General features: G+C 40.5%; 22 protein-coding genes. 8 read left to right on the top strand and 14 right to left on the bottom strand.

Annotated elements, in window-relative coordinates; translation table 11 throughout:
- Nucleotides 1–8: 8 nt before the first annotated feature.
- The 5 genes from AC4HAL_RS04930 to AC4HAL_RS04910 all read right to left on the bottom strand — a co-directional run bounded on the left by AC4HAL_RS04930 (nt 9) and on the right by AC4HAL_RS04910 (nt 5,207).
- A complete protein-coding gene (locus tag AC4HAL_RS04930) occupies nt 9–464 on the bottom strand; it encodes a NanQ anomerase/TabA/YiaL family protein (protein ID WP_491093243.1) in 456 nt (151 codons plus the stop codon).
- A gap of 15 nt (nt 465–479) precedes the next feature.
- Nucleotides 480–1,508 carry a 4-hydroxythreonine-4-phosphate dehydrogenase PdxA gene (gene pdxA / locus AC4HAL_RS04925; protein WP_491093242.1) on the bottom strand — a complete coding sequence of 343 codons (1,029 nt, stop codon included), beginning with the start codon at nt 1,506–1,508 and terminating at the stop codon, nt 480–482.
- Nucleotides 1,509–1,788: 280 nt separating this feature from the next.
- The gene (gene dapA / locus AC4HAL_RS04920; RefSeq protein ID WP_491093241.1) at nt 1,789–2,685 is read right to left on the bottom strand and encodes a 4-hydroxy-tetrahydrodipicolinate synthase; all 897 of its coding nucleotides are present in this window, start codon (nt 2,683–2,685) and stop codon (nt 1,789–1,791) included.
- A gap of 100 nt (nt 2,686–2,785) precedes the next feature.
- On the bottom strand, nt 2,786–3,943 hold the full coding sequence (locus tag AC4HAL_RS04915) for an iron-containing alcohol dehydrogenase (RefSeq protein ID WP_491093240.1): 1,158 nt from the start codon (nt 3,941–3,943) through the stop codon (nt 2,786–2,788).
- The gene (locus tag AC4HAL_RS04910) at nt 3,927–5,207 is read right to left on the bottom strand and encodes a four-carbon acid sugar kinase family protein (RefSeq protein WP_491093239.1); all 1,281 of its coding nucleotides are present in this window, start codon (nt 5,205–5,207) and stop codon (nt 3,927–3,929) included. Before AC4HAL_RS04910 ends, AC4HAL_RS04915 begins: the two co-directional genes overlap by 17 nt.
- Before the next feature lie 338 nt (nt 5,208–5,545).
- Here AC4HAL_RS04910 and AC4HAL_RS04905 point away from each other — a divergent pair, with 338 nt between their 5' ends.
- Nucleotides 5,546–7,321 (top strand): PrpR N-terminal domain-containing protein, encoded by a 1,776-nt coding sequence (locus tag AC4HAL_RS04905; RefSeq protein WP_491093238.1) that lies wholly within the window; start codon nt 5,546–5,548, stop codon nt 7,319–7,321.
- A gap of 587 nt (nt 7,322–7,908) precedes the next feature.
- Here AC4HAL_RS04905 and AC4HAL_RS04900 read toward each other — a convergent pair.
- The 3 genes from AC4HAL_RS04900 to AC4HAL_RS04890 all read right to left on the bottom strand — a co-directional run bounded on the left by AC4HAL_RS04900 (nt 7,909) and on the right by AC4HAL_RS04890 (nt 10,297).
- Nucleotides 7,909–9,186 carry an SLC13 family permease gene (locus AC4HAL_RS04900; RefSeq protein WP_491093237.1) on the bottom strand — a complete coding sequence of 426 codons (1,278 nt, stop codon included), beginning with the start codon at nt 9,184–9,186 and terminating at the stop codon, nt 7,909–7,911.
- 331 nt (nt 9,187–9,517) lie between these two features.
- On the bottom strand, nt 9,518–9,802 hold the full coding sequence (locus tag AC4HAL_RS04895; RefSeq protein WP_491093236.1) for a PTS transporter subunit EIIB: 285 nt from the start codon (nt 9,800–9,802) through the stop codon (nt 9,518–9,520).
- Nucleotides 9,803–9,901: 99 nt separating this feature from the next.
- Nucleotides 9,902–10,297 carry a YwiB family protein gene (locus tag AC4HAL_RS04890; protein ID WP_491093235.1) on the bottom strand — a complete coding sequence of 132 codons (396 nt, stop codon included), beginning with the start codon at nt 10,295–10,297 and terminating at the stop codon, nt 9,902–9,904.
- 76 nt (nt 10,298–10,373) lie between these two features.
- Between AC4HAL_RS04890 and AC4HAL_RS04885 the strand changes: the two genes are divergently transcribed.
- From AC4HAL_RS04885 to AC4HAL_RS04870, 4 genes are all read left to right on the top strand, one after another.
- Nucleotides 10,374–11,666, top strand: a complete 1,293-nt coding sequence (locus tag AC4HAL_RS04885; protein WP_491093234.1) for an HD domain-containing protein — start codon at nt 10,374–10,376, stop codon at nt 11,664–11,666.
- A 277-nt stretch (nt 11,667–11,943) separates the two neighbouring features.
- Nucleotides 11,944–12,753, top strand: coding sequence for a sugar-phosphatase (gene yidA, locus AC4HAL_RS04880; RefSeq protein WP_447451997.1), 810 nt, complete (start codon nt 11,944–11,946; stop codon nt 12,751–12,753).
- Complete coding sequence (locus AC4HAL_RS04875; RefSeq protein ID WP_447451996.1) at nt 12,753–13,964, top strand: aminoacyltransferase; 1,212 nt, start codon at nt 12,753–12,755, stop codon at nt 13,962–13,964. The genes yidA and AC4HAL_RS04875 overlap by 1 nt, the downstream gene beginning before the upstream one ends.
- Nucleotides 13,964–15,196, top strand: a complete 1,233-nt coding sequence (locus AC4HAL_RS04870; RefSeq protein WP_447451995.1) for an aminoacyltransferase — start codon at nt 13,964–13,966, stop codon at nt 15,194–15,196. The genes AC4HAL_RS04875 and AC4HAL_RS04870 overlap by 1 nt, the downstream gene beginning before the upstream one ends.
- Nucleotides 15,197–15,266: 70 nt before the next feature.
- On the opposite strand, the gene tpiA is transcribed toward AC4HAL_RS04870, so the two are convergent.
- Together tpiA and AC4HAL_RS04860 are read right to left on the bottom strand one after the other, a co-directional pair.
- Nucleotides 15,267–16,025 carry a triose-phosphate isomerase gene (gene tpiA / locus AC4HAL_RS04865; protein WP_491093233.1) on the bottom strand — a complete coding sequence of 253 codons (759 nt, stop codon included), beginning with the start codon at nt 16,023–16,025 and terminating at the stop codon, nt 15,267–15,269.
- Nucleotides 16,026–16,136: 111 nt separating this feature from the next.
- Nucleotides 16,137–16,871, bottom strand: a complete 735-nt coding sequence (locus AC4HAL_RS04860; protein ID WP_491093232.1) for a PHP domain-containing protein — start codon at nt 16,869–16,871, stop codon at nt 16,137–16,139.
- Nucleotides 16,872–17,232: 361 nt separating this feature from the next.
- Here AC4HAL_RS04860 and AC4HAL_RS04855 point away from each other — a divergent pair, with 361 nt between their 5' ends.
- Nucleotides 17,233–17,985, top strand: a complete 753-nt coding sequence (locus AC4HAL_RS04855; protein ID WP_491093231.1) for a glucosaminidase domain-containing protein — start codon at nt 17,233–17,235, stop codon at nt 17,983–17,985.
- Nucleotides 17,986–18,253: 268 nt separating this feature from the next.
- On the opposite strand, the gene AC4HAL_RS04850 is transcribed toward AC4HAL_RS04855, so the two are convergent.
- From AC4HAL_RS04850 to icd, 4 genes are all read right to left on the bottom strand, one after another.
- A complete protein-coding gene (locus AC4HAL_RS04850; protein ID WP_491093230.1) occupies nt 18,254–19,684 on the bottom strand; it encodes an NADP-dependent glyceraldehyde-3-phosphate dehydrogenase in 1,431 nt (476 codons plus the stop codon).
- A gap of 256 nt (nt 19,685–19,940) precedes the next feature.
- Nucleotides 19,941–21,674, bottom strand: coding sequence for a phosphoenolpyruvate--protein phosphotransferase (gene ptsP, locus AC4HAL_RS04845; RefSeq protein ID WP_491093229.1), 1,734 nt, complete (start codon nt 21,672–21,674; stop codon nt 19,941–19,943).
- Between the two features lie 4 nt (nt 21,675–21,678).
- The gene (locus AC4HAL_RS04840; protein ID WP_447451988.1) at nt 21,679–21,942 is read right to left on the bottom strand and encodes a phosphocarrier protein HPr; all 264 of its coding nucleotides are present in this window, start codon (nt 21,940–21,942) and stop codon (nt 21,679–21,681) included.
- A 173-nt stretch (nt 21,943–22,115) separates the two neighbouring features.
- Nucleotides 22,116–23,300, bottom strand: coding sequence for an NADP-dependent isocitrate dehydrogenase (gene icd, locus AC4HAL_RS04835; RefSeq protein ID WP_491093228.1), 1,185 nt, complete (start codon nt 23,298–23,300; stop codon nt 22,116–22,118).
- A gap of 705 nt (nt 23,301–24,005) precedes the next feature.
- On the opposite strand from icd, the gene AC4HAL_RS04830 reads away from it, so the two are divergent.
- Complete coding sequence (locus AC4HAL_RS04830; RefSeq protein ID WP_491093227.1) at nt 24,006–24,230, top strand: redoxin NrdH; 225 nt, start codon at nt 24,006–24,008, stop codon at nt 24,228–24,230.
- 102 nt (nt 24,231–24,332) lie between these two features.
- Entirely contained in the window at nt 24,333–26,492 is a 2,160-nt protein-coding gene (gene nrdE, locus AC4HAL_RS04825; protein WP_491093226.1) for a class 1b ribonucleoside-diphosphate reductase subunit alpha, read from the top strand.
- Nucleotides 26,493–26,760 lie beyond the last annotated feature (268 nt).

Genomic DNA, 26,760 nt, shown 5'->3' with positions numbered 1-26,760 from the left:
CTCCAATCTTAATTCGTATCTATTTCTAGCTTAATGACAGCTTTTGTGAATGTTAACGGCTCCTCCATATGAAAAACAGCCTTATGCCCATCCCATGGGAAGCAAACATAAGCCATACCTGAACTTATTTTCATGTAGTGCTGCGTCTCACCACTATATTTAGCAACATCTTTTTCATCATTATAGGGAATGGCAACAGACAAATTTGATAAGTCTTCTAGAGCCGCATATTCAGCACCAGCTAATATAATTTGAACATCAATGTATTTTTTATGAGATTCAAACTGTGCCTGCACTAAGGGCTTTGTACTCCCCTTTTGAAAGAAAATAACCCCACCATCAAAGGGATAACGAACACCAGTTTCCCAGCTATCTTTATAGGTCTCCATCGCTTTTAGAGCTGGGGTTAGGTGAGGCAAAACAGCAGCATATTTTTCCAAACGCTCCATACGATCGATAATCATGACAGCCTCCTTTTTCTATGAATTTTCTGCTAGACGGATAGCGTAATCAATTGCATTTTCTAGGCTGATCTCACTGGCACTCCAACTACCTGCTTGGTCAAAAGCCGTTCCATGATCTACAGAAGCACGAATAATAGGCAAACCAAGCGTGATATTTACCCCTTGAACAGCCCGCCAGTTGCTTTTTTCTTGATCGTAAACAAAACCAAGAAGTTTCAAAGGAATATGTCCTTGATCATGATACATGGCAACAACAATATCGTACATACCGCCATTAGCTTTGGAGAAAAGAGTATCGGCAGGTAGACTGCCTTCTACATTAATCCCTTCAGCTTTAGCTGCTTCGACAGCCGGATTAATCTGCTCTATTTCTTCACGACCAAAAAGTCCATTTTCTCCACAGTGAGGATTCAGTCCAGCTACTGCTACTCTAGGATTTTGTAGGCCGAGATTTCTACATGCCTGATCGGCAATTCGGATAACATCTAAGACACGTTCTTTGGTTGCACGGTCACAAGCTTCGCGCAGCGACACATGTGTTGATACATGAACGACACGAAGGTTGCCATCTGCTAGCATCATGGTATACTTGTCCGTTCCTGTTAAATCGGCATAGATTTCGGTATGACCAGCATAATGATGTCCAGCTGCATTCATCGCTTCCTTATTGAGCGGATTGGTAACAGTTGCATCAATTTCTTTGGCCAAGGCTAACTCAATGACCTTTTTTACATATTGAAAAGCAGCATCTCCTCCAGCAGTCGAAACTTGCCCAATCTTAAATGTAGTTATATCAATAAGGCCTAAATCAATCATATCAAGGGTACCATACTCATATCGGCCATCTGCTGGATGCTTAATACTATTGATTGTCAAAGTCACTTCTGGATGTTTTTCTAGGTAATAGTCAACAAGCGAGCGATCCCCGATAAGCAAGGGATGACAGCGCTCATATAGTTCAGATTTGTTAAAAGCCTTAATAGAGATCTCAGAACCAATGCCTGCAGGATCTCCCATCGTAATACCAATGATTTTTTTCATCATATTTCTCCTATACATAAACTACTAAGTAAGCGCTCCAAGGAAATTTAAAAAACAGAATGACGATTCACTAAGGAAGCTATGGAGGGCTAAAAGAAATTTAGGGAACCTGACCAAGGATTAAGCACCAAATTTCAGTAGCTTCTTCCTGACTGCTGAACCCCATAGGAGCGCAGGCGTGTTTAGTTATTAAGGGACACAGCCCATAAAAAGCGACAGCAACCATGATGTTCACTGTCTAGATAAGCCGCGTGAAATAAATTCAATTTCTTAGAATGTTCAGTTACCTCATCCCTTTTTCTTGATTATCAGCAAGGACCTGACGAAGGGCTAAAAGACCTGACTCCGACAGCTGATTGAAGGGGGCACGGCACTTCCCGACAGGGTAGCCTAGTTCTGCAACCGCGTATTTAACGATAGTATTGGGGTTGCCAAATTTAAAACAATTGCGGAAAGAACGGATAGAATCTTGATAGCGCCGGGCCTCTTCAAGATGACCTGCAACAAACTGCTCATAAATCTGTGCCATGGTATAAGGATAAACGTTTGAACAGCCAGCAATTCCTCCTCTACCTCCAGCCATCAGTGTCCAAAGAATTAGAGAATCATTGCCAGATAGGACAGCAAAATCATCACTGTCTCGAGTCTGTTCAATGTACTGCAGAATATTATCAAAATTACCACTAGAATCTTTAGCACCGACAATATTAGCAAGCTTGCTTAATTTACCTACCGTTGCAGGCGCAAGCGCATTGCCCGTACGAGCAGGAATGTTATAAAGAATGATTGGCAGATCAACACTTTCTGACACCGATTTGTAATGGGTATAAAGTTCATCCTGTGAGGCTGCAGCAAAAGACGGTGTAATAATTGACAGGGCATCAACCCCTATTTCTTGTGCCTTTTGGGATAGGCGAATAGTATCTCTGGTGCTAATCACCCCCGTTCCTGCGTATACAGGAACTCGGCCAGCCACTTGGTCAACCGCTACTTTCATCACTTCAATTTTTTCATCTTCTGATAAGATGTAGCCTTCACCGTTAGTTCCAAAAACGAAAATACCGTGAATTCCATTATCAATCAAGCGATCAATTTGAATACGAAGTTCTTCAAAATTGATACTTTCATCAGCATTCATCGGTGTCGTAATCGGTGAAATAACTCCTTTAATAGCAACCATATCTGTCCTCCTTTATTTTAAAAGTTATTAATGTATTATCAATAATTAAGATAGCCTGCTTTTTATAAAGCTTAGGTGAAATAGAGCCATTTAGCTATTCCTATAGAACTTGTTTATAAATATCACGAGCATCGTCGGCAGTGATTTCGCGAATGTTATTAACCAAAAGGCGAGTAACCTTCATACTAGCTTTTACAAGATCTTCCAAGTCACTCTCAGGAACACCAAAATCTTTAAGACTAGTTGGAATTTCAAGGACCTTAACAATACGCTCCAATTCTGACAAAATATAAGTTGATTTTTCTGTTACAGATAGACTGCGATCGCCATCGTGCACAATTCGATCATAGGCAGCAGCAAAATACTCTTTTACTTCTGGCTCATTAAAACGCATGACCGGTACCAGTAAAATCGCATTTGAGACTCCATGCGCAATATGGTATTTTCCTCCCAAAGGGTAAGAGAGCGCGTGGATACCTGTTGTCCCAGAAGACGTAATCGCTACACCAGCATAAAAAGCCCCTAAAAACAGCTTATTCTTAGCTTCCATCGCTTCCGGATCAGTACAAGCTTCTACGATATTGTTATAAATTAAATCCAGTGCTTCTAAGGCAAAGCTATCACTGATAGGATTAGCTTTTTTAGAGGTGAAACATTCAAGTGCATGGCAGAGAGCATCAACGGCCGAAGCAGAGGCTACCTGCTTAGGGAGATTCCTAATAAGGCGTCCATCTAAAATGACGTAATCAGGAATCATATCAGGATTAACAATTCCTACTTTAAGATTTTGCTCGGGTACACCAACAATACTGTTCGGGGTAGCCTCAGATCCCGTCCCCGCTGTTGTCGGTATCAAAAGTGAGGTGACCTGTTTCGTCGCAAGCAAGGGATCCTCTAATAAATCCTTGACTGTGTAATCATCTGTTGCCAGTAAAGAAGCTAGTTTTGCTACGTCCATGACCGAACCGCCACCAACTGCTATAATGAAATCAGCTTGCTCCTGCTTAAAGCGATCAACTAATTCTTGTACTTGATGATAATTAGGTTCTGCCGGAATATCAACAATAAGACTGTAAGAAATCCCTTCCTTCTCCAAAACAGCTTTAGGAATATCTAACAATCCAGCATCAACAATACCCTTATCAGTAAAAACGACAACCTTCTTAATGTCGTCTGAGAGAATAGTTTCTATCTGCTCTAATGCATGCTCACCTCCATAAACATTTTTGGGCATTTTTAAACTATAATCCACTAACATTTTGCGCTTCCTCCTTATTTGAAATTAACCTATTAACAGCAACGAACAAGTCAGGTTTTCCAAACCCGCCCGATTTTGTGATAACCTGAATAGGATTTCCCTGCCAAATAATCTCGGCTAGTACGACTCCTGTATCAATCTCACAGATAGGCTTTATTTCCTCAACATGCAAAACTTGCATAGATTGATAAAGGGTGTCCCCACCAACAAACAAGAGGGTTTGTTTGACATCTTGGCTAAGCAGCTGTTTAGTCAGATTGCCCAGCGATCGGCCAATTCTAAAGCGAATGTCCTTTTGGGGAATCAGGTGTATTCGGCTGTAAATGGTAATATTGTGGCGGGATTCCTTATTTAAAGTTTCAAAAATAATTGGCTTGTCAGTATTTTTATCTTGCATAGTCAAATGTACCTTTAGAGCCTCTTGACCTGCCGGCTGTTTCCAGTAATCTTCTTCTAATAGTTCCTGTGGTGTTAACGGGACCCGATAAAATCCTTCTACTTCTGCATAATCTATCTGAGCCTTGCTAATAGGATTAACAGAGCCACAGATGATAGTCAAAGGATACTGGATAGGAGTTTTGGGATTGCTCCTTTTTTCAGGAAAAAGGGCAGACGCTAGAAATTTAGCAAAACCTGCGCAGCCGACTGTTATATTTAAAAGACCACTATCCTGCAGTAAATCAGCAATCCGCTGCAGTTCAGTATCACTTTCGCTGTCAAATAAAAGGAGAGAAGTCTGAATCTCATCAAGGTTATCATTCCTTACGAGTTGAGCCCTTAAGCCTGCTTCCTTGCTCAGTCGCTTGATAATATCACTTTCTGTCACAGGTTCGTAAGGGTCTGCTGCGAATATACTCTCGGCTACAGGCTGGCCATCAATGTATAGTTTGCCTTCTCTTACTGTTCGTCCAACTTCTGGAAAGGCTGGAATAAAGGGGATTTTCATTTGCGGAAAAGTATCAACCAAAGCCTTAATCTCACTACTGATATTACCTCGTAGAGCCGAATCAACTTTTTTATAAATAGCGAGGTTGTCACATCCTTTGGCCGCTGTAAGTAATTTTGTCAGAACTTGGTAAGAAGCATCAAATGATAGGTAACGACTTTCAGTATCAATAACTAATACCTCCAAGGACTCATCCAAGGCTGAATAATCAACCTTTTGGGCAGTTGTCACTAGGGTATTAATACCTTTATTTGAAAATTGAACTGCTGTATCTAAAGCACCAGTAAAATCATCAGCCAGAATCAATAACTGGAGCATCTGCTCACCTCCTCAATCTGGTCTTATTCTAACGCTCTTTGATATCTGATATAAGTGAATACTCACCCTTTAATGTTGTAATTTGAAACACCTTTAGGGTTTCAAAAGATTTTTTCAACAAAGTAAGATAAAATCGTTTATATATGAAACTAATCAAGGGAATTGAACTTAAACTAAAAAACTAGGAAAAAGAGATATAAGTGGTGGATCTTTAGATTTTTTAAGAAGGGAGGTTCATCCTAAAATATGAATACTTGCTAAACAAGTTTTATGAGCTGATTGCCATATTCCACCGAACTGCAGCAATGTCTTTATATCTCATAAAAAGGAGGATACTTATGGTTTTCAAACTATTGGGAATTGCACCTTATGAAGAATTACAAAATGCTATGATATCTGTAAGCGAACAATTTGATGAGGTCTCCATCGATGTTTTCATTGCGGATTTGGAAAAAGGGCAAGAGGTTGTTCAAGAGTTATCCTACAATGACTACGATGCCATCATCTCCCGTGGGGGAACGGCTGACTTGATTCACCAGACGGTATCTGTTCCGGTTATTGATGTTTCTATCTCCCTTTACGACATTTTGGGTGCTATCAAGTTAGCCTCAAACTATACCGACCATTTGGCCATCGTAGGATATTCCAGCATTACCGAAACAGCTCACCTGATTTGTAATCTCTTACAATACCACATCAAAATCATTACGATTACGCAAGCTTCCCAAGCAGAACAAGTCCTGCAACAGTTAAAGAAGGAAGGTTGCGAAATGGTACTCTGCGATGCCGTTACAAATAAAACAGCCATCGCTAAATCTCTTAACACCCTTTTAGTTACTTCTGGAACAGAGAGCATTAAGAAAGCCTTTCAGGAAGCTATTTCTACAGTGGAAGGGACTTACCACTTAAAAAGACAAAATCATTTATTAGAGACTTTTTTCAAAAACCAGACTATTCAAGCTTTGATTTTAAATAACAATTTGGAAGTAGAATTTTCAAATATTGATTTCGATCTGGCATCTTCTATCCGACATTTTTTAAGTGGGAAAACTGATTTGGTCGACGGCAAGCTCTTCTATCATACCTTTCAAAATAATGTTTACAGTCTAAGAACACGCTCAATTCCTATTAGGGGAGAAAGCATCATCTTCTGTGAAATAAAAAGAAGTACACCGCCAGTTTTCAAAAATAGTTTTGGTATTAGTTATCTTAATAAGGCCGATGTTGAACAGATTGTTTCTGAACAGCTACTGTCAACCTCTTTTATACAAGAGAAGTCCTACCAGCTGATTGACCAGCTGTCCTCCTATTATAAAAGTATGATGATTTTTGGTGAAAAAGGAACTATTAAAGATAGCCTAGCTTACACGGCCTTCCTCAACAGGCATAGCAGTAACCATAATTTAATTATTATCAATTCAAAATTATTAAACGATAAAACTTGGAAGTACTTAGTTAATTCTACCAACGGCCCTCTGGTAGAAAAAAATAATACGATTTTATTTAAAGATATCGAACAAATAGATTCTGCGAATTTAGAAAAATTACTCACTCTTATCGAATATACTAAGTTACTCCAGCGAAATAATCTTCTCTTTACCTATAACACTAAGAGTGCTGATGCTCAGGAGAAAATTTTTGACCGTATTATGACACAGCTGGACTGTAGCAGTATTTACTCCCCTTCTATAAAAGAAAGAAAACACGAACTTTCTGCTATTATCACTCAACTTCTTAATAAGATTAATATTGAATATCATCTGGACGTTATTGGTTTTGAACCTAGGGCAATGGAAGCATTATTAAATTATGACTGGCCTAGAAATTTTAAACAGTTGGAACAAGTTATAAAAAAGCTGATGATCAGTACAGAAGGTTATTATATTTCTGAACATCTGACTAATGATTTACTGAATCAAGAAAAGAGGCGAGTTCAAAGTATTGACGAAACAATTACTGGTTTGATAAATCCAACAGAAAACAAAACTCTTTTTGATTACAATAAAGAAATTATCCATTATTTTTTGGAAAAGAATAATAATAATCAGTCTAAGACAGCTTCGCAGCTGGGAATTAGCCGAACAACCCTTTGGAGATACCTCAAGACTGACTAATCGGTCAGTCACAACTGTAAGAGAGCCTGGGATAAAAGTCTAGATTCATTAGCATTGTTCTAGATTTACCAAATTGACGCAGTGTTGGATATCCTTATCTTGGGGCACAGCCCCATTTTCAGGCGTGGTCGTTAAACAGTCCACTAGTCTGTTTAACAACCACGCAAGTAATAGCTCCAACGGTTTTTGGAAAACTATTGGAGGTTATCTAATACCATGAACTTTGCTCATCTTATCTCTAACCTCCAAAGGTCCCCCGGACCTTATGTGATGAACACGGTTCATCTTATCTCCAACCTCCAAAGGTCCCCCGGACCTTATGTGATGAACACGGTTCATCTTATCTCCAACCTCCAAAGGTCCCCCGGACCTTTGGAGCTGTGCGGAGGTGGGTTATTAATTGAGAAATAAAGCTTGTAAAACAAGGGGCAAAATGCTCCAGTGGAGCTTGGCAGTCTGAGGATAGACTGCCAAAGCCTGCCACTTAAAAATAGGAGAGTGGCAGAGGCTTGAGTCTTAAAATAAGAGAGCGAGGAAAATCAAAATCGTGATTTTACCACGATTTACTGATTTCTGGCCCACTCTCATTATGGAAACATAACCATAGCACCGATGCATAGGGCAACAATTCGGACAAAATACATAGGAACGGAGAATTTCCAGAACTCCGGTAACTTATATTTACCCATTCCAAGAATCATGGCAGGCATACCATCAATTGGCATATACCCACCATTCCAACCAGATACAACAACCGCCGTTGCCGCAGCCGCAGGATTAATTCCTAGCTTAATGCTTGAAGCGATAGCAATTGGAGCAAAGATGTAGACAGATCCCATATTTGAGCCTGTAAAGGTTGCTGAGGTACTTGTCAACAGAGCAAAAATAAGGATAAACAAGAAAGGATTAATATTTTTTCCAACAGCATCAGCAACTACATCACCTATCATAGCTGTGAAGCCTGAGTTAGCCAGTGCATCCGCAACACCAATAACACCAGCTGTCATTAAAACGATTGGTCCGGCCATGTTATCACGCACTTCTTTAAAATCCAGTACATCAATAAATAAGAGAAAGGCACCTGCTAAACCAGGAATAATATAGGCAGCTTCGCCCAAATAATTTAACATCATCATGCCGACAACACTAATAATGAAGGCAATAATAGTGGCCCGCTCTTTCCACGTTGGCAGCTCTGTTTGCTGCTGCTCCTTACTCTCAACGGCATTTTCAGCAGTATCTGTTACAGAATGATCTGGTAGGAAACGATAACCAAACACAGACCATATTAAAAAGCCAATAGAGAGAAAGAAATTGGCAAGTGCGAATCGTCCCATTGATAAAGTTTCATTGTACCCCGCAGCTTGTAGAACACTTACTGTAACACCATATGTCAAGGCCACGTTAAATGGAAGCAAGGGATGATTTGTAGCAAATCCCAAAGGCATCATTAATTTAGAAGTTGGTAATTTCTTATTATAAGGAATTGTTGAAACTAGCGAAAGAATCAAAACATAATAACCAGTTGCTCCTGTTCCCATTAAACTAGCTCCTAGCATGACAACTATAAGTAGCAGGATATAGCTCTTGTAGCCACCCTTACTAACTAAGCTAAGAATTGTCGATTGGACACGTCCGATTAAATTGGTTTTCATTAAACCGGCCATCACAACCATGAAACCAGCAATCATGATGACAGTTGAGTTAATAAAACCAGCAAAAGCCTCCTGAACCGTAGATAAACCTGTTAAAACTAAAAGTAAACAGGCAAAAACTGGAGGAGCTCCAAAAGCGAATTTGTCAGACATGATCATGATGATCATCAAGGCTAAAATGCCCAGAGCAAGAATCATTTGTATTGTCATTTTTACACCCCCGATAATACGTTTTGTGTAAGCGTTTTACAAGTTCTATGGTAATACCTTTTTTAATTTTCGTTAAGCAGAGAAAAAGTTTAAATGTTTTCTTTTGAAACAAATTTAAATTATCTCGTCTGGCACAACCTACAGCTTGTTCCAAATTTTAACAAGCCTAGAGTTGGACTGTATTCTACAAAAAAGAGCTTATAAAAAATTAATGACTCAGCAAATAATTGAATACTGCTCTTGAATTTTAAAAATTAAGGTAACTAAAAAGGCCAAGATTATTCCTTAGCCTTTTATCTGTTTTCTGATAGAGTTTGCAGGTAACTTGATTCTAATTATTCCAAGCATCCTGTGTATCTACCTGTCCGACACCCTTGATACCAGTGGAAACAATACTATCATAGACTTCTTTAACATTAGACATAACAAGCTGATACTGACCGTTCGTATAAAGGGCCATAGCAACCCCATCTAGTTGCTTAAGCATGTCGGCATTAGCTTTATTAACTCTTTTTAAACGTAACCGTAAACGTGTTGTACAGTATCGTACATCTTTAATATTGTCTTTACCACCAACATTTTTTATAATATCGCCTGCTAGCTGGCTGTTATTCAAAATTATCAACTCCTTACTATTTTACTCTATTGTATCACCATTACTGAAATTTGAAAGCTCTTAATCCTTAAAATATTATTTCAGTGTAATAGTAATATCCTATTGCCGCCAAAAAATTTTTAAGTGATAGCTTGCAAGGATAGCCATAGTCTCTGGGGCAGGGGACTTTAGTAGGTAATTAATCTGAATAGTTTGCTGCTCTCTATCGACTATGAACTTACCAGTCTCTATTTGAAAATACTGCATTCCAACAGGGGTAGGAAAAACGGCGGTTGAGGGTAGAGAACGTGCAAAACGCATAACTGTCTTAGGAGCTGAAAAACGGGTCATGGTTAATTCATCATCATTAAATTTGATGACAACTTTTTCACCGTCACTATTGTGATAAATCAGGTAATCATAATTCCCTTTTTGTTTCCACTCACAGTTGTGGCTCTCGTTGATAATTTCTGTTTCCTCCTCCATGCTGATGGTGTTATGAATGTAGATTTGCATAGTTTTTCTCCTGTCTTTTGCTCTAATATTCTATCAATTTCAGCCTAATTTCGCAATTTTTGCTATACTAAAACTTATGAAAGAAAAAATTTTTCGTGATCCTGTTCACAATTATATATCTGTTACAGATCCTCTTGTTTACGATCTTATTAATACTAGTGAATTTCAACGTCTACGCCGTATTAAGCAGCTAGCTACAACCAGTTATACCTTTCACGGTGCTGAGCACAGCCGTTTCTCACATTGCTTGGGCGTTTATCATATCGCAAACCGCCTTGTGAGTTATTTTGAGCAGCGCTATCCTGAGGACTGGAACAAAGAAGACAGTCAGTTGACCATGGTTGCAGCCCTCCTCCATGATTTGGGGCACGGTGCCTATTCTCATACTTTTGAGCGCCTCTTTGGTACAGACCACGAGGCTATCACCCAAAATATTATCACCAATCCTGCTACTCAGGTCAATGCTGCCTTGCGCCGAATATCTCCCGATTTTCCTGATAAGGTTGCTAGCGTAATCAACCATACCTATCCTAATAAACAGGTGGAACAGCTCATTTCCAGCCAACTTGATTGCGATCGTATGGATTACCTGCTGCGCGATGCTTATTATACCGGAGCGAGCTACGGTCAATTCGACCTCACCCGCATTCTCAGCGTTATCCGTCCTTTTGGTAAAGGGATTGCCTTCACAATCAACGGGACACATGCCATTGAGGACTATTTAGTTAGCCGTTACCAAATGTATATGCAGGTCTACTTTCACCCTGCCAGTCGGGCAATGGAGGTCTTACTTCAAAATCTGCTGAAACGCGCTAAGGAACTTTATCCTCAGCAACGCTCCTACTTCATTCAGACCTCTCCTTGCTTGATTCCTTTTTTTGAAAACAATTACAACTTGCTGGATTATCTGCACTTAGATGACGGTGTGATGAATACCTACTTTCAAACCTGGATACAGGCAGACGATGCTATTCTGGCCGACTTGGCCAATCGTTTTATTAACCGCCAGCTCTTTAAATCCTTGATTTTAACTGAAGATAGCCAAACAGACTTGCGAGATTTAAAAAAATTAGTGGCCGCTATAGGCTATGATCCAGAGTATTATACGGCAGAGCACAAAAATTTTGATCTTCCTTACGACATTTATCGACCTGAGAAAGAAAGCCCTCGAACACAGATTGAACTGCTGCAAAAGGATGACAACCTCAAGGAACTCAGCCAAGAATCAGCCCTTGTCAAGTCATTGACAGGGACTATCCACGGTGATTACCGCTTCTATTTTCCTGCTGAAATGCTGGAGACAGATGATCTCTTTCAAGAAGAAAAAAAACAATTTCTCAGCTATTCCAAAAATGATTATCTGCTGTAGAACACTCAGCCGAAGCACCCCTATAATGATGTTAGACCACTAGAAAATTCGTGCTAAGTGCTTACCTATAGAGTTCTGTTATCTATTTTCAAAACTTTTAGCGTCTCATGCTATTACTGCCTGTCATGACAAATGGCAGGATTTTTAGTAATATAGTAGAGGTGTTCTGCCTTTTTTAGAAAGGCTGTTATTTTATGCTCAAAGAGAATTACCGAGATCCTGTTAATTTTCAGAGAGTATTAGTTATACTTTTATAATTGATAATTAAGGAGATGCTATGGCAATTAAACTCGTGGCTGTTGATATTGATGGCACCTTGGTTAACAGCGAACGTCAGATTACTGCTGATGTCTTTGATGCTATCCAAGAGGCCAAGGCTGCTGGGGTCAAAGTGGTTATTACAACTGGCCGTCCTATCATTGGTGTCCAAAGTCTTTTAAACGAACTCCATTTAAATGAACCTGACAACTATGTCATTACCTTCAATGGCGGACTGGTTCAAGATACAGCAACCGGTCAGGATTTGCTTTCAGATAGTTTAGCCTATGAGGACTATCTGGATATTGAGGTCTTAGCGAATAAATTGGGGATCCACTCGCATGCTATCACTAAAGATGGTATCTATACCAGCAATCGTGATATTGGAAAATATACTGTCCATGAATCTACCCTAGTCAGCATGCCTATTTTCTACCGTACACCTGAAGAAGTCACTGATAAAGACTTCGTTAAAGCTATGTATATTGATGAACCTGAACTATTGGATGCTGCTATCGCCAAGATTCCTGAAGATTTTTATCAGCGTTTCACAATCGTGAAGTCCCGACCTTTCTATCTGGAAATTCTCAATAAGACTGCCAGCAAGGGGGAAGCTGTTAAACACCTAGCGCAGCATCTGGGGTATAGTCTAGATGAGACCATGGCCATCGGTGATGAGGAAAATGACCGAGCTATGCTGGAAGTTGTCGGGCACCCCGTTGTGATGGCCAACGGCAATCCTGAATTGAAAAAAATTGCCAAACATATTACCAAATCAAATGATGAATCCGGCGTTGCTTACGCCCTTAGAAAGTGGGTCTTAAATTAATGTTTACCTATAAAGTTGGTATCTCAGCACAAGAACACGATGATTTTGCTAAAGCAAGCAATCAGACCAACCTACTCCAAAGCAGTGCTTGGGCACAGGTCAAGGATAATTGGAGCAATGAGCGCATTGGTTTTTACAAAGATGAGGTCCAAATTGCATCTGCTTCTATCCTGATTAAGCGCCTGCCTCTAGGTTTTACCATGCTCTATATTCCGCGCGGACCAATCATGGATTATACGGATCAAGACCTTGTTAATTTTGTTATCCAATCTTTGAAAAAGTATGGGAAATCAAAACGTGCCCTTTTTATTAAGTTTGATCCAGCCTTGCTGTTAAAAGCATATAAGATCGGGGAAGAGATTGAAGAAAACCCTGATACTCTGGCTATCTTAGATAAACTTCAAAAAGCTGGGGCACAGTGGACTGGACGAACAAGTGAAATCGCAGAGAGCATTCAGCCTCGTTTTCAAGCCAACGTTTACACTCAAGAAGATATGGCAGCAACCTTCCCCAAACATACTAAACGGTTAATGAAAGATGCCAATAATCGTGGGGTTGTAACAAGTCGCGGCAGTATTGATGATGTTCAAGCCTTTGCTGATGTTGTTGCACTGACAGAAAATCGCAAGGGAGTTGCCCTACGGAACTATGATTATTTTAAAAAGATGATGTCCATCTATGGTGATGATGCCTATCTGCACTTGGCTAAGGTTAATCTGTCCAAGCGTTTAGCTGAGTACAAAGAGCAGCTGGAGCAGATTGAAAAAGATTTATCAGAAACGGCTGACCATCAAAAGAAGCGACTGACCAAATTGACTCAGCAACAAAACTCAGTAAAAAAATATATTGCGGAATTTGAAGACTTTGTCAATAAATACGATGATGACCTTATTATCGCTGGAATTTTATCTGTTCGTTTCGGTAATGTTATGGAAATGCTCTACGCCGGAATGAACGACGAATTCAAGAAATTTTATCCACAGTACTCACTTTATCCTAAAGTTTTTGAAGATGCCTATACTGATGGTATCACCTGGGCCAATATGGGCGGTGTCGAAGGAACATTGGATGACGGTTTGACTAAATTCAAATCTAATTTTAATCCAACCATCGAAGAATTTATCGGTGAGTTTAATATTCCTGTCAGCCTTCTCTATAAACCGGCCATGTTTGCTTACAATAAACGGAAACAAGCAAGGAGCAACCACTAATGACGTTTGAAATTTTGAGTCAAGAAGTTTTTGAACAATTCAGCCAAGAAGTTTCCTACAAATCCTTCATGCAATCCGTTGAAATGGCAGACCTCTTTCGCAGACGCGGTTATAGTATCAGCTATGTAGGGCTTAAAGCTGATGGGAAGCTGCAAGTGGCTGCCCTGCTTTTCACTATCCCTATGACTGGTGGCCTCCACATGGAAATTAATTCCGGCCCCTTTTCAACAGATACTAGGTATCTCAGTGATTTTTATCAAGCTTTGCAGGACTATGCTAAGAACCAGGGGGTTCTAGAGCTTATTGTGAAACCCTATGATACCTACCAAACTTTTGACAGTGATGGTAAGCCCAGTGATCAAGAGCGCCCTGAGCTGATTAAAACTTTAACCGATTTAGGCTTTCAGCACGATGGCCTTCAGACTGGCTATCCGGGCGGTGAACCTGACTGGCATTATGTCAAGGATATGACTGCTCTTACTGCAGATAATCTGCTAAAATCCTTCAGCAAGAAGGGACGTCCGCTAGTTAAAAAGTCTAAGACTTTTGGGACCAAATTGCGTAAGCTCCAGCGCGAGGAATTATCAATCTTCAAAGAGATTACGTCCACAACATCAGATCGTCGTGATTATACCGACAAACCCCTAGACTACTATCAGGATTTCTATGATAGCTGGGGGGACAAGGCTGAATTTATGGTGGCTAGTATCAACTTCCAAGACTACCTAGGACACTTGCAGGACGATCAAGATAAACTGGGACAAAAGATTTCTAAATTGCAAGCCGACTTAGAAAAAAATCCAAACTCAGAAAAAAAACAAAATCAGCTTCGGGAATTCTCCAGTCAGTATGAAACCTTTGAGGTTCGTAAAAGCGAAGCTAGACAGCTGATTGAACAATATGGCCAGGATGACGTCATCTTGGCAGGCAGCCTTTTTGTCTATACGAAACAAGAAGCTATCTATCTTTTTAGCGGTTCTTATACAGAATTTAACAAATTCTACGCACCTGCCCTCCTGCAGGAATATGTCATGTTAGAAGCCTTAAAACGTGGCATTCCAACCTACAATTTCTTAGGTATTCAGGGGATTTTCGATAATAGCGATGGTGTCTTGAAGTTTAAACAGAATTTCAACGGCTATATCGTCCGTAAAACGGGAACCTTTCGCTACTATCCAAATCCATTAAAATATAAAGTTCTAAATACTATTAAAAAAATTTTAGGACGATGATAATAAAGCGAAGCAACAAAAAAAGCGACTCTGGGTAGAGTTGCTTTTTATAGTGTTTTATTACAGACACCTATTTTACGAAGTCAAGAAGGGCAAGGAAACTATCGGTTTGCAGTGAAGCACCACCAACAAGGGCACCGTCAACATTTTCTTTAGCCATATATTCCGCAATATTTTCAGGTTTTACAGAACCACCGTACTGGATACGAACGGCTTGTGCCACTTCTGTACCGTAGAGTTTTTCAACTGTTGAACGAACAACACCACAGATTTCATCAGCAATGTTGGCATCAGCTGATTTACCAGTACCAATAGCCCAGATTGGCTCGTAAGCGATAACCAAGTTAGACACTTGCTCAGCACTCAAACCTTTAAGATCTGCAGTAATTTGTCCTTCAATCCATTCAGCCGTTTTTCCTGCTTCATAAGTTTCGAGAGACTCACCACAGCAAAGGATAGGAGTCATGTTGTGGTCGAAAATAGCATGAGCTTTTTTGTTGATTTCTTCGTCTGTTTCATGGAAGTAATCGCGGCGTTCTGAGTGACCAATGATAACATATTCAACACCGAGAGCTGCAAGCGCTGCTGGGCTTGTTTCACCAGTGAAAGCACCAAAGTCTTCCCAGTAGCAGTTTTGGGCAGCTACTTGCAATTCAGTATTTTTAGCGCCTTTTTTCATGCCTTCAAGAAAGAGGGCAGGAGAGCCCACAACAGTATCAACGAGTTGGTTTGAAGGAATATTGTTTTTCACAGCATCAATAAATTCACGAGCTTCTGCAGCAGTCTTATTCATCTTCCAGTTTCCGGCGATAATTGGTTTACGTGACATTTCACATACCTCTTCTATTAAAATTATTTACCACTTCATTCTAACATAATTCCCAAGTCATTGAAAGATTTTGCCAGAATTTTCTCGAAAATCCAAGCGGTGATTGTAGGCTCAAATAAGCTGGGTTTCATCAATACCAAACTCTTTCATAAGTACTTGCATTTTATCGAAATTCAAACGGAAATGATCCAATTTATGGGCATCTGAGCCAAGGGAGTAGCGCTGACAGCCCAATGATTTGACTAGAGAGAGAGCATAGCGGTAAAGATGTTCATGATGATAGAGATACATAGATTTGCTGTTCAACTCAAAAGCTAGATGGTTATCTATCATTTTTTGAAAGATTCGAAGCAGCTGCTCTTGATACAGCTGAAGCTCTGCTACTGACATCCCAAATAAGCGAAAACCATAGTCAAAATGAGCCAATACATCGGCATCAATTCGACCGATAGCATATTCCAGTCTATCTAGGTATTCTTGGGTCACTTCATATTTATCTCTATCTGCTATCTCATCATCTAAATAATCATTGCGGCCATTGTGGTGAACTGAAAGCAGCTTTAAATCGTAGTTCTTATCAGACAAAAATTCTAAAATGTCTGCTTCACGCGGCTGGTAATAACCAATTTCAACGCCCCTTTTTATACGGTTGCCAAATTTTTTGTTCAAATCTGCAATTTCTTTTGTGTAAGCTTTATAATCTGGAATATCATCCTGCCTAGTATAGGGATTTGAGAGATCGTAGTGCTCAGTTGTTACAATCTCCCCCTTAAATTGACTCAGGTAATCTTCAAATCGGGCATCGGAATCGTAAGAAAAATAAGTATGTAAATGATTATCGCGCATAAACTGCTCCTTAATACTGAATAAGGGTAAACTTTCGTTGCTATTGTCACTTTTTAGTGCTAGGCAGGATCTTTTCTAGGTTGCTAGGCACCAAGGCAGACTCAATTTACAAGATAGCTAGAAAGACTAAGGTTTTGAAAGCCAGTACCGTTTATCTGCAGACAAAATGCCCCATCAAAAGCCAGTAGGCTAGCTCTATCTCTAATTCGGGTGAAGCTAATACCAGAAAATCAGTTATTCCTAAGCTTTTAATGCAATGCTAGGTTTTCTATTATTCTACCATATTTTGGTTTTTCCAACAGAAATCCCTTTATCTATGCTATACTAATCAGTACGGAATTCTCAGCAAAGGAGGTGAACCATGGCAAAACGTAAAAGCAAAAAGTATGGCTGGCGAAAATTCTTTTCCATCAAGAAACAGAATCGCAAATCCTTCATCTTGACAATGCTATTGACAGCAGCTATCGTCTTGTTTGGCTCCTACATCCTGCTGACCCGCTTCAGTCAAAATACCAGCCAGCCTCCCAAACCGAGCGATAGCCAGGATCTTGCTGTGCTATATTTTGTCAATCAGATTGGCGAAGATGCCAGAAATATTGCCCAAGACCACGATCTCTACGCTTCTGTTATGATTGCCCAAGCCGTCTTAGAAAGCAACCATGGAACTTCTAAACTTGGTTCTGAGCCCAATTATAACCTCTTTGGTATCAAGGGAGATTATAAAGGCGACTCTGCGACTTTTCAGACCTGGGAGGATGATGGCAAGGGCAACGCTTATAAGATCGATGCCCAGTTCAGAAAATATCCCTCTTATACTCAATCCTTAGAAGATTATGCTGATCTGCTCAGCCAAAATCTCTACGCTGATACTCATAAATCGAATACTCGAGACTATCAGGAGGCTACCCAGACCTTGACTGGTCTTTATGCGACTGATACTAGCTATAATACCAAACTCAATCATATCATTACTCTTTACCACTTAACAGATTACGATCAGCCTGTCAATTTTTATAAGCCTGGACTAACTTACAATGTTTACCGACAGAGTTATACAAGTGCTGGGACCTTACGGCAGGATAACAGCTGGGCTAAAGCTCAACTTGAAGGATAAAGTTAGTCAGGGAAGTTTCGTTACTTTCAATAATAATTTTTCGTATATGCCTATTATCAAAGGAGCAATCGTCGGAGGATAACGGTTGCTTTTTTCAAGTGAAAGTATCAACGAAGCTAAACTTTTCTCCATATTATAGGTTATAAGCAAATGACCCTTGATTCCTGTAGTGGGGAAGATAAAGTCTCCATAAGTTATTACAGAGCCTTTTTGGGTATGGAAAAAGGAGCTAGGAAATTGAACCCTTACGCTCCTCTTCTTCTATTTTTTAATCAGCAATGTCAAACACAATTGATTTAACGTTGGTCATAGCTTCAATAGAGTATTTAACACCTTGAACACCAGCACCTGACTTTTTAGCTCCCAAGAATGGGAAATTATCTGTACCGCGCTGAGTCTTATTATTGATATGGACTGTACCAACTTCCAGCTGCTCAGCAATCTTAACAGCTAATGGGAAGTCTTTAGTAAAGACTGAACTTTGTAAACCGTACTCAGACTTGTTGGCAATTTCAAGTGCTTCATCAACAGAATTAACACGGATAATTGGCAAAACAGGTCCAAATGGCTCTTCCCAAGCCAGACGCATGTCTGTTGTCACCTTATCAAAGACGGTTGGATAAATGATATTGCCATCTCGCTTGATAGGAGTTGCCGCATGTGCTCCCTTGTCAGCAGCTTCTTGGATCAGGCCTTCAACATAATCAGCTGATTTTGTGTCAATTAATGGCGTAATATCAGCGTTGTCTTCTGGCATACCGACAGACAGTTTTTCAACTTTCTCAGTAACCAGTTGAACTAATTGATCTGCTACACTATCCATGACGAGCACACGCTTGACAGCTGTACAGCGTTGTCCGGAATAACCGAAAGCACCGTCAACAATATTCTTAGCTGTTAATTCAAGGTCAGCATCTTCCAGTACGATAGCTGCATCTTTACCGCCAAGTTCCAACATAATTGGTCGCATACCAGCTAACTTCCCGATATTTTCTCCAACTGGTGTTGAACCAGTAAAGTTGATGAAATCAACTGCTTCATGTTCAACAATATAATCACCAATAACGGAACCGCGACCAGTAATTGTATTGAAGACACCTGCAGGAATGCCAGCCTCAGCAAAGGCTTCTGCCAAAAGTAAGCCAGAGATAGAGCCTTGCGTCGGTGGTTTAAAGGCTACTACATTTCCTGAAATCAAGGCCGGTGCAATTTTGGAACCTGCTAGATTTACAGGGTAGTTAAATGGCGAAATAGCCAAAACAAGACCGACAGGTTCGCGGCGAACCATAGCAACTTTCTTCTTGCTGGCAGCATCAAAACTACCACCTTCCAAGACTTCACCTTCTGCTCGAATACCTTCTTCAGCAGCATAGTGAACAATTTCAGCTGTGCGTGTTACTTCTCCAATAGCAGATTTCAGGCCTTTAGCAATCTCTTTTGAAAGAACTGCACCTAGCTTTTCAGCATCACGCTCCAAGATATCAGCTGCCTTGTGCAGGTAAGCTGCACGCTCTACATAGGAAAGGGCACGCCATGCTGGCAGAGCCGCCTTGGCTACCTCGTAAACGTGATCTACTTCTGCTTGACTCATAGCTGGAACAGAGCCCAGTTCTTCACCAGTTGCCGGTTCATAGATTTTAATCTCTTGGTCAGATAAGACCCACTCACCGTTGACGTAGTTTTTGTATTGTGTCGTCATCTAGTTCTCCTTTTAGCGTTGATAGACCTATTCTATCACTTTTTAGCTATTTTTCCAATATCTGCTACCAAGAATAATCAGAATATTTTGAACTAAATTAAATGTTGATTAGACTCTTAGTGTCTAGTTGAATTGGCTAAAGAGAGAGTGGGGCTCCCCCAAGATAGAATCTTCAACCACTGCGTTAATCTAGTAAATCTAGAACAATAAAAGAGTCTGGACTTCTGTCACAGACTCATCTAACTTCAACAGTCTATTAGTCAAAGTTGATATATTCTTTTTCAAGTTCAAGAACTTCTTCCATAGTAGCACATTCTGTCAAAGCACGGTTAGCGTACTCTGCCATCTTAGTGGTATCCAATTTCTTCATCAGGCTACGTGTACGAAGAACTGATGTTGCGGACATAGAGAATTCATCAAGCCCCATACCGACCAGCAATGGAACTGCTGTCTGGTCGCCGGCCATTTCACCACACATACCAGCCCATTTACCTTCTGCGTGAGCCGCCTTGATAACATTATTAATCAAGCGAAGGATTGATGGGTTATAGGGTTGGTAGAGGTATGATACTTGTTCGTTCATACGGTCTGCAGCCATAGTGTATTGGATAAGGTCGTTGGTACCAATTGAGAAGAAGTCCACTTCTTTAGCAAATTGGTCAGCCAACATTGCTGCTGCAGGGATTTCAATCATGATCCCCACCTGAATATTGTCGGCTACGGCAATACCTTCAGCCTTGAGGTTAGCTTTTTCCTCTTCAAAAACGGCCTTAGCAGCACGGAATTCTTTAAGAAGGGCAACCATTGGGAACATAATCCGCAATTGACCATGAACTGAGGCACGAAGAAGGGCACGAATTTGTGTACGGAACATGGCATCGCCAGTCTCAGAAATCGAGATACGCAAAGCACGGAAACCAAGGAAAGGGTTCATTTCTTTTGGAAGATCGAAGTAAGGCAGTTCTTTATCGCCACCGATATCCATAGTACGAACCACAACTGGCTTACCATTCATACCTTCGAGTACAGCCTTGTAAGCTTCATATTGTTCATCTTCAGTTGGGAAGTCTTGAGAATCCATATACAAGAATTCTGTACGGTAGAGACCAACAGCTTCAGCACCATTATCGTTGACACCTTCAACATCTTTAGGTGTACCGATATTGGCTGCTAATTCAAAATGCTTGCCATCAGCAGTCACTGTCTCAGCATCTTTCAGGAGAGCCCATTCAGCCTTTTGCTTGGCGTAAGCTTCACCAGCCGCCTTAAACTCAGCCACTTGTTCGTCAGTAGGATTAATAATTACTTGACCAGTGATACCATTAACTGCTATGAGGTCACCATTTTTAACGGTGTCCGTCACATTATTGGTACCAAGTACAGCTGCAATTTCCAGCGTACGTGCCATAATGGCAGAGTGGCTGGTACGTCCACCAATATTAGTCACAAAGGCTTTAACAAACTTCTTATCCAGTTGTGCTGTGTCTGACGGAGTCAAATCGTGAGCAATGACGATTGATTCCTCGTTAATCGACGCTGGGTCGGGCAATTTTTTACCAAGGAGATTTGCTAGTACACGCTTGGTTACGTCGCGAATATCCGCTGCACGCTCCTGCATGTAAGGGTTATCCTCCATACCTTCAAAGATAGTGATGAACATATCTGTCACTTCTGTCAAGGCAGCTTCGGCATTCACCTCTTTAGCGCGAATCGTCTCTTTAATTTGCCCAACCATTTCTGGGTCAGCAAGAACCATCAAGTGCGCATCAAATACGGCTGCGGCTTCCTCTCCTAGGCTATCTACTGCTTTCTCACGGATAAGAGAAAGCTCGTCTTGCGCCGCTGCTAGAGCTGCGTCTAGACGAGCCTCCTCTGCATTTGTATCTGTAACGGATACAGTCTCAAATGATAAGTCCGGTTGAACTAGTAGATATGCCTTAGCAACAGCAACACCATCTGATGCTGCAATTCCTTTAAGCATTTCTGTCATAGTTTTAAGCCAATCCTTCTTTTGTCATTGTTTCATCGATAGCTACGATAGCATCATCTGCATCTGAACCTTCTGCTGTGATTGTTACATCAGCACCTTGACCAACACCAAGGCTCATAACACCCATAATTGATTTAAGGTTTACTGATTTACCTTTGTAGTCCAAAGTGATATCTGAGGCAAATTTACTAGCTGTTTGCACAAGCAAAGTGGCTGGACGTGCGTGAATACCTGTTTCTGCAACAATGTGGAAATCTTTAGAAGCCATAAGGATTCTCCTTTTTTCTAATGTAAATATTTTTTGGATTATCACATGATAACCCTTACAAAATAGGATTATATCATACCGTTTGCTTATTTTCAAGGTATAAAGTTATTTACGAAAATTTTTTGAAACCCTTTTCTTAGATATATTTTCTAATTTTCAACCAGCAAATATTGCTATTCTTTCTGCAGTTCTTCTAATAAGGCAGCAATAAATTGGGCCGTCGTTAGACTAGGCCGATTGCCTGCCAGATCTCTCGTAAAACAGCCTTTTGAAAATGCTGCCTCAATAGCATTTTCAATTAAAGCAGCGGCTTCACTCCAGCCGATATATGCCAACATCATTGCTCCCGACAGCAAAATTGAACAGGGATTGGCGAGACCACACCCCGCAATATCAGGAGCGGTTCCGTGTGTTGCTTCAAAAACAGCGTGTCCTGTCTGGTAATTGATATTAGCACCCGGCGATATGCCTATACCACCGACTTGGGCAGCTAAAGCATCACTAGCGTAGTCTCCATTGAGATTAGTCAAGGCAACGACTTCAAAACGCTCAGGATTAAGGAGAATCTGCTGAAAAAAATTATCAGCAATAATATCGTCAATAACTAATTGTCCACTGGCTAATTCAGCTGAAAATTCACGCTGGGCTAGTCCATAGCCCCATTTTCTGAAGCCACCCTCTGTATATTTTTGGATATTGCCCTTATGCACTAGGGTGACTCGCAGTAAGTTATTAGCCAAGGCATATGTAATAGCCGAACGAATTAAACGTTCACTCCCCTGAATAGAAATTGGTTTAACACCGATGCTGGTTGTTTCAGGAAAACGAATTTGATCAACCGCCATCTCAAATTGAAGGAAATCCAAAACCTTTTTGACCTGGCTGCTGCCAGCTTCCCATTCAATCCCAGCATAAAGATCTTCTGTATTTTCGCGAAAGATAGTCATAGCAACTTTTTCAGGATGTTTCAGTGGACTTTCAATTCCTTTGAAATGACGAATGGGCCGAACGCAGGCGTAAAGATCCAATTCCTGACGAAGGGAAACATTCAAAGACTGTATTCCTTGGCCAATTGGTGTCTCTAAAGGACCTTTGATGGCGATCAAATTTTCCTTAATCATTTGTAAAGTTTCCATTGGTAACCAATGTCCTGTTTTTTTAAAAGCTTTTTTACCAGCTAGAGCTTCCTGCCATTCGAGCTTTCTTCGTCCCTTATATGCCTTAGCAATCGCTGTATCAAAAATAGTCTGAGCGCCGTACCAGATATCCCGACCTATGCCATCACCCTCAATATAAACGATGGTAGGATTGTCTGTAACCTGCAGTTTGTTATTTTTCAACGTAATTTTATCTGCCATATTATCACCTCTTTAGCTGAGCTTATTTCTAACGAATTCGTTTTAGATAGTCTAGATACATTGAAGGTAGTTTTTCCAGGTTACTGCTCTCGGACATGAGTATAACACAACTATTACCTGTCCTTAGAATAGGATAAATTGTCGAAGAAGAAAAATCCACAGTACAAATCATAGCTCTTGATTTGTACATGGGTTCCTAATTTGTATTAAATCTATGGTATATGTTACTAGATTAGTTTTAGTGCACAAAATATTTAGTTTACACACCAAGTATCGAAAAAATTTATTATTTCAGCATGCCTCCAAAGAACTATAAAAGATTTATTGGCACAGCATCAAAACACCATGAAAGTAAGTCGGCTGAATCTCCTGTATTTTAATACTTCAAGTAAATTGGATATCGAACCGCCAAGAAGATTTTATCCATTGGCAGTAGATGCGTCTGTCCCATTCATTTTTCAATCCAGAATACCGTCGGTTATCTAATATATAGTAGATAGTGGTTCCGATTTTCTTGGTAGTTTTCTAATGAATCCTTGCTATCACTGGATTTCTCGGCATATTTTAAGAAGAAAAGTTTACCACAAGATGTTGGGGGTGGTTTTTTTGACTGGCACAAAATATTGTGGTTTTTGAGCAAAATTGCTTGCTTTTTCTTTCTAATTTGGGTATCCTTATTAGGTACTAATTTATAGGAGAGATACGATGTCACAGATTACTTTGTTTTCTAAAAACAACTGCATGCAATGCAAGATGACCAAGAAGTTCTTGGAGCAAAATGGTGCTGATTTTGAAGAGATTAACATCGATGAGCAGCCAGAGAAAATTGATTATGTTAAGAGTTTAGGTTTTACGGCCGCTCCAGTTATCGAGGCTGGTGATGTAGCTTTCTCAGGTTTTCAACCTGCTAAACTAAAAGAAATTATTTAGTTTCACATATAAGGACAAGGCTGACCAAGCAGTTCAAAACTGCTTGGCAGTTTAAATTTAACAACCCTACATTATAATTATTATAGATAAAAGGAAATACCTATGAGTCTTAAAGATTTAGGCGAAGTTTCCTACTTCCGCCTCAACAATGAAATTAACCGTCCTGTCAATGGTCAAATTCCTCTTAATAAGGATAAAGAAGCCCTGCAGGCTTTCTTCAGGGAGAATGTTGTGCCTAATTCTATGGCCTTTGATTCTATTACGGACAAAATAAATTACTTAATGGCTAATGATTACATCGAAGCTGATTTTATCAGGAAGTACTCAGCTGATTTTATCGAAGGGCTAGCACAGGAGCTGCAAGCAGCAGACTTTCATTTTCAATCTTTCATGGCCGCTTATAAGTTCTACCAGCAGTATGCTTTAAAGACTAATGATGGCGAGTATTATCTCGAAAGCATTGAGGACCGCGTTCTCTTTAACGCTCTCTACTTTGCAAATGGAGATGAACAGTTGGCCAGCGATTTGGCAAGGGAGATGATTCATCAGCGCTATCAACCAGCAACACCATCCTTTCTAAATGCTGGACGCAGCCGTCGGGGGGAATTAGTCTCATGTTTCTTAATTCAAGTAACCGACGATATGAATGCTATCGGTCGTTCCATCAACTCAGCTCTTCAGCTATCACGTATCGGAGGCGGTGTTGGGATTTCGCTCAGCAACTTGCGCGAAGCTGGAGCCCCAATCAAAGGCTACGCAGGGGCAGCTTCTGGTGTTGTGCCCGTGATGAAGCTCTTTGAAGACAGTTTCTCTTATTCTAACCAGCTGGGACAACGTCAGGGAGCCGGGGCAGTTTATCTGGATGTCTTCCACCCTGATATCCTTTCTTTCTTATCAACTAAAAAGGAAAATGCGGATGAAAAGGTTCGGGTTAAGACCCTGTCATTGGGGATTACTGTTCCTGATAAATTCTATGAATTGGCCCGCAAAAATGAGGAGATGTACCTCTTTAGTCCGTACTCTGTAGAAAAAGAGTACGGTGTCCCGTTCAACTATATTAATATTACCGAAAAGTATGATGAGTTAGTGGCTAATCCTAAGATTGCCAAAACAAAAATCTCTGCTCGTGAGTTAGAAACCGAAATTTCTAAGTTGCAGCAAGAATCAGGCTATCCCTATATCATCAATGTCGATGCAGCCAATCGATCAAATCCTATAGATGGTCGCATCATTATGTCTAACTTGTGTTCAGAGGTTCTGCAAGTTCAAAAGCCTAGCTTGATTAATGATGCACAAGAATTTGTACAGATGGGAACCGATATTTCATGTAACCTTGGTTCTACCAATGTAGTGAATATGATGGCATCTCCAGATTTTGGCCGTTCTATTAAGGCTATGACCCGTGCACTTACTTTTGTGACAGATTCCTCAAATATTGAAGCGGTCCCAACGATCAAGGCCGGTAATGAGCAAGCTCATACCTTTGGCTTGGGGGCAATGGGGCTCCACTCCTTCCTCGCTCGTAACCACATTGAGTACGGCAGTCCTGAATCGATTGAGTTCACTGACATCTATTTCATGCTGATGAACTACTGGACCTTGGTTGAATCCAACAATATTGCCCGTGAACGCAGTGAGTCTTTCGTCGGTTTTGAAAAATCTAAATACGCTGATGGCACTTACTTTGACAAATACGTGACCGGTGAGTTTGTGCCTAAATCTGAGCGTGTTAAGAAACTCTTTGAAGGACACTTTATCCCGCAAGCTGAGGACTGGGAAGCTCTCCGTCAGGCCGTTATGAAAGATGGTCTCTATCACCAGAATCGTCTAGCTGTCGCACCAAATGGATCTATCTCTTATATCAACGATGTCTCTGCCTCAATTCACCCTATCACCCAACGGATTGAAGAGCGGCAAGAAAAGAAAATTGGTAAGATCTACTATCCAGCCAGCGGTTTGTCGACAGATACCATTCCTTACTACACATCTGCTTATGATATGGATATGCGTAAAGTCATTGATATTTACGCAGCTGCTACCGAGCATGTTGATCAAGGTTTGTCACTAACACTCTTTATGCGCAGTGAAATTCCTGAAGGGCTGTACGAATGGAAAAAAGAAAGCAAGCAGACCACTCGCGACCTATCCATTCTTCGTAACTATGCCTTCAATAAAGGTGTTAAGTCAATCTACTATGTCCGCACCTTCACAGATGATGGAGATGAAGTCGGCGCTAATCAGTGTGAAAGCTGTGTGATCTAACTGAACAGTCAAACTTGGAGCTAAAGCTCCTATGTTTGACACGCCAACCGCTATCGGCGGTTTGGCTAGTTCACTTACTAACTTCGTAGAAGGTGTATTATCGACACCTTCTACTACGTGTCGTAACTCTTTAGACATGGCAAACTTGGAGCTAAAGCTCCTATGTTTGACACGCCAACCGCTATCGGCGGTTTGGCTAGTTCACTTACTAACTTCGTAGAAGGTGTATTATCGACACCTTCTACTACGTGTCGTAACTCTTTAGACA

The organism is Streptococcus sp. ELY_125, from assembly GCF_058314535.1.
The sequence above is the reverse complement of the archived record's forward strand: the minus strand, read 5'-3'. Positions and strand labels throughout refer to the sequence as shown.

Bases quoted from the DNA above. Each gene is read 5' to 3' on its own strand.
- AC4HAL_RS04930 (WP_491093243.1), bottom strand. From the start codon at position 464: ATGATTATCGATCGTATGGAGCGTTTGGAAAAATATGCTGCTGTTTTG.
- pdxA (WP_491093242.1), bottom strand. From the start codon at position 1,508: ATGATGAAAAAAATCATTGGTATTACGATGGGAGATCCTGCAGGCATT.
- dapA (WP_491093241.1), bottom strand. From the start codon at position 2,685: ATGGTTGCTATTAAAGGAGTTATTTCACCGATTACGACACCGATGAAT.
- AC4HAL_RS04915 (WP_491093240.1), bottom strand. From the start codon at position 3,943: ATGTTAGTGGATTATAGTTTAAAAATGCCCAAAAATGTTTATGGAGGT.
- AC4HAL_RS04910 (WP_491093239.1), bottom strand. From the start codon at position 5,207: ATGCTCCAGTTATTGATTCTGGCTGATGATTTTACTGGTGCTTTAGAT.
- AC4HAL_RS04905 (WP_491093238.1), top strand. From the start codon at position 5,546: ATGGTTTTCAAACTATTGGGAATTGCACCTTATGAAGAATTACAAAAT.
- AC4HAL_RS04900 (WP_491093237.1), bottom strand. From the start codon at position 9,186: ATGACAATACAAATGATTCTTGCTCTGGGCATTTTAGCCTTGATGATC.
- AC4HAL_RS04890 (WP_491093235.1), bottom strand. From the start codon at position 10,297: ATGCAAATCTACATTCATAACACCATCAGCATGGAGGAGGAAACAGAA.
- AC4HAL_RS04885 (WP_491093234.1), top strand. From the start codon at position 10,374: ATGAAAGAAAAAATTTTTCGTGATCCTGTTCACAATTATATATCTGTT.
- yidA (WP_447451997.1), top strand. From the start codon at position 11,944: ATGGCAATTAAACTCGTGGCTGTTGATATTGATGGCACCTTGGTTAAC.
- AC4HAL_RS04875 (WP_447451996.1), top strand. From the start codon at position 12,753: ATGTTTACCTATAAAGTTGGTATCTCAGCACAAGAACACGATGATTTT.
- AC4HAL_RS04870 (WP_447451995.1), top strand. From the start codon at position 13,964: ATGACGTTTGAAATTTTGAGTCAAGAAGTTTTTGAACAATTCAGCCAA.
- tpiA (WP_491093233.1), bottom strand. From the start codon at position 16,025: ATGTCACGTAAACCAATTATCGCCGGAAACTGGAAGATGAATAAGACT.
- AC4HAL_RS04860 (WP_491093232.1), bottom strand. From the start codon at position 16,871: ATGCGCGATAATCATTTACATACTTATTTTTCTTACGATTCCGATGCC.
- AC4HAL_RS04855 (WP_491093231.1), top strand. From the start codon at position 17,233: ATGGCAAAACGTAAAAGCAAAAAGTATGGCTGGCGAAAATTCTTTTCC.
- AC4HAL_RS04850 (WP_491093230.1), bottom strand. From the start codon at position 19,684: ATGACGACACAATACAAAAACTACGTCAACGGTGAGTGGGTCTTATCT.
- ptsP (WP_491093229.1), bottom strand. From the start codon at position 21,674: ATGACAGAAATGCTTAAAGGAATTGCAGCATCAGATGGTGTTGCTGTT.
- AC4HAL_RS04840 (WP_447451988.1), bottom strand. From the start codon at position 21,942: ATGGCTTCTAAAGATTTCCACATTGTTGCAGAAACAGGTATTCACGCA.
- icd (WP_491093228.1), bottom strand. From the start codon at position 23,300: ATGGCAGATAAAATTACGTTGAAAAATAACAAACTGCAGGTTACAGAC.
- AC4HAL_RS04830 (WP_491093227.1), top strand. From the start codon at position 24,006: ATGTCACAGATTACTTTGTTTTCTAAAAACAACTGCATGCAATGCAAG.
- nrdE (WP_491093226.1), top strand. From the start codon at position 24,333: ATGAGTCTTAAAGATTTAGGCGAAGTTTCCTACTTCCGCCTCAACAAT.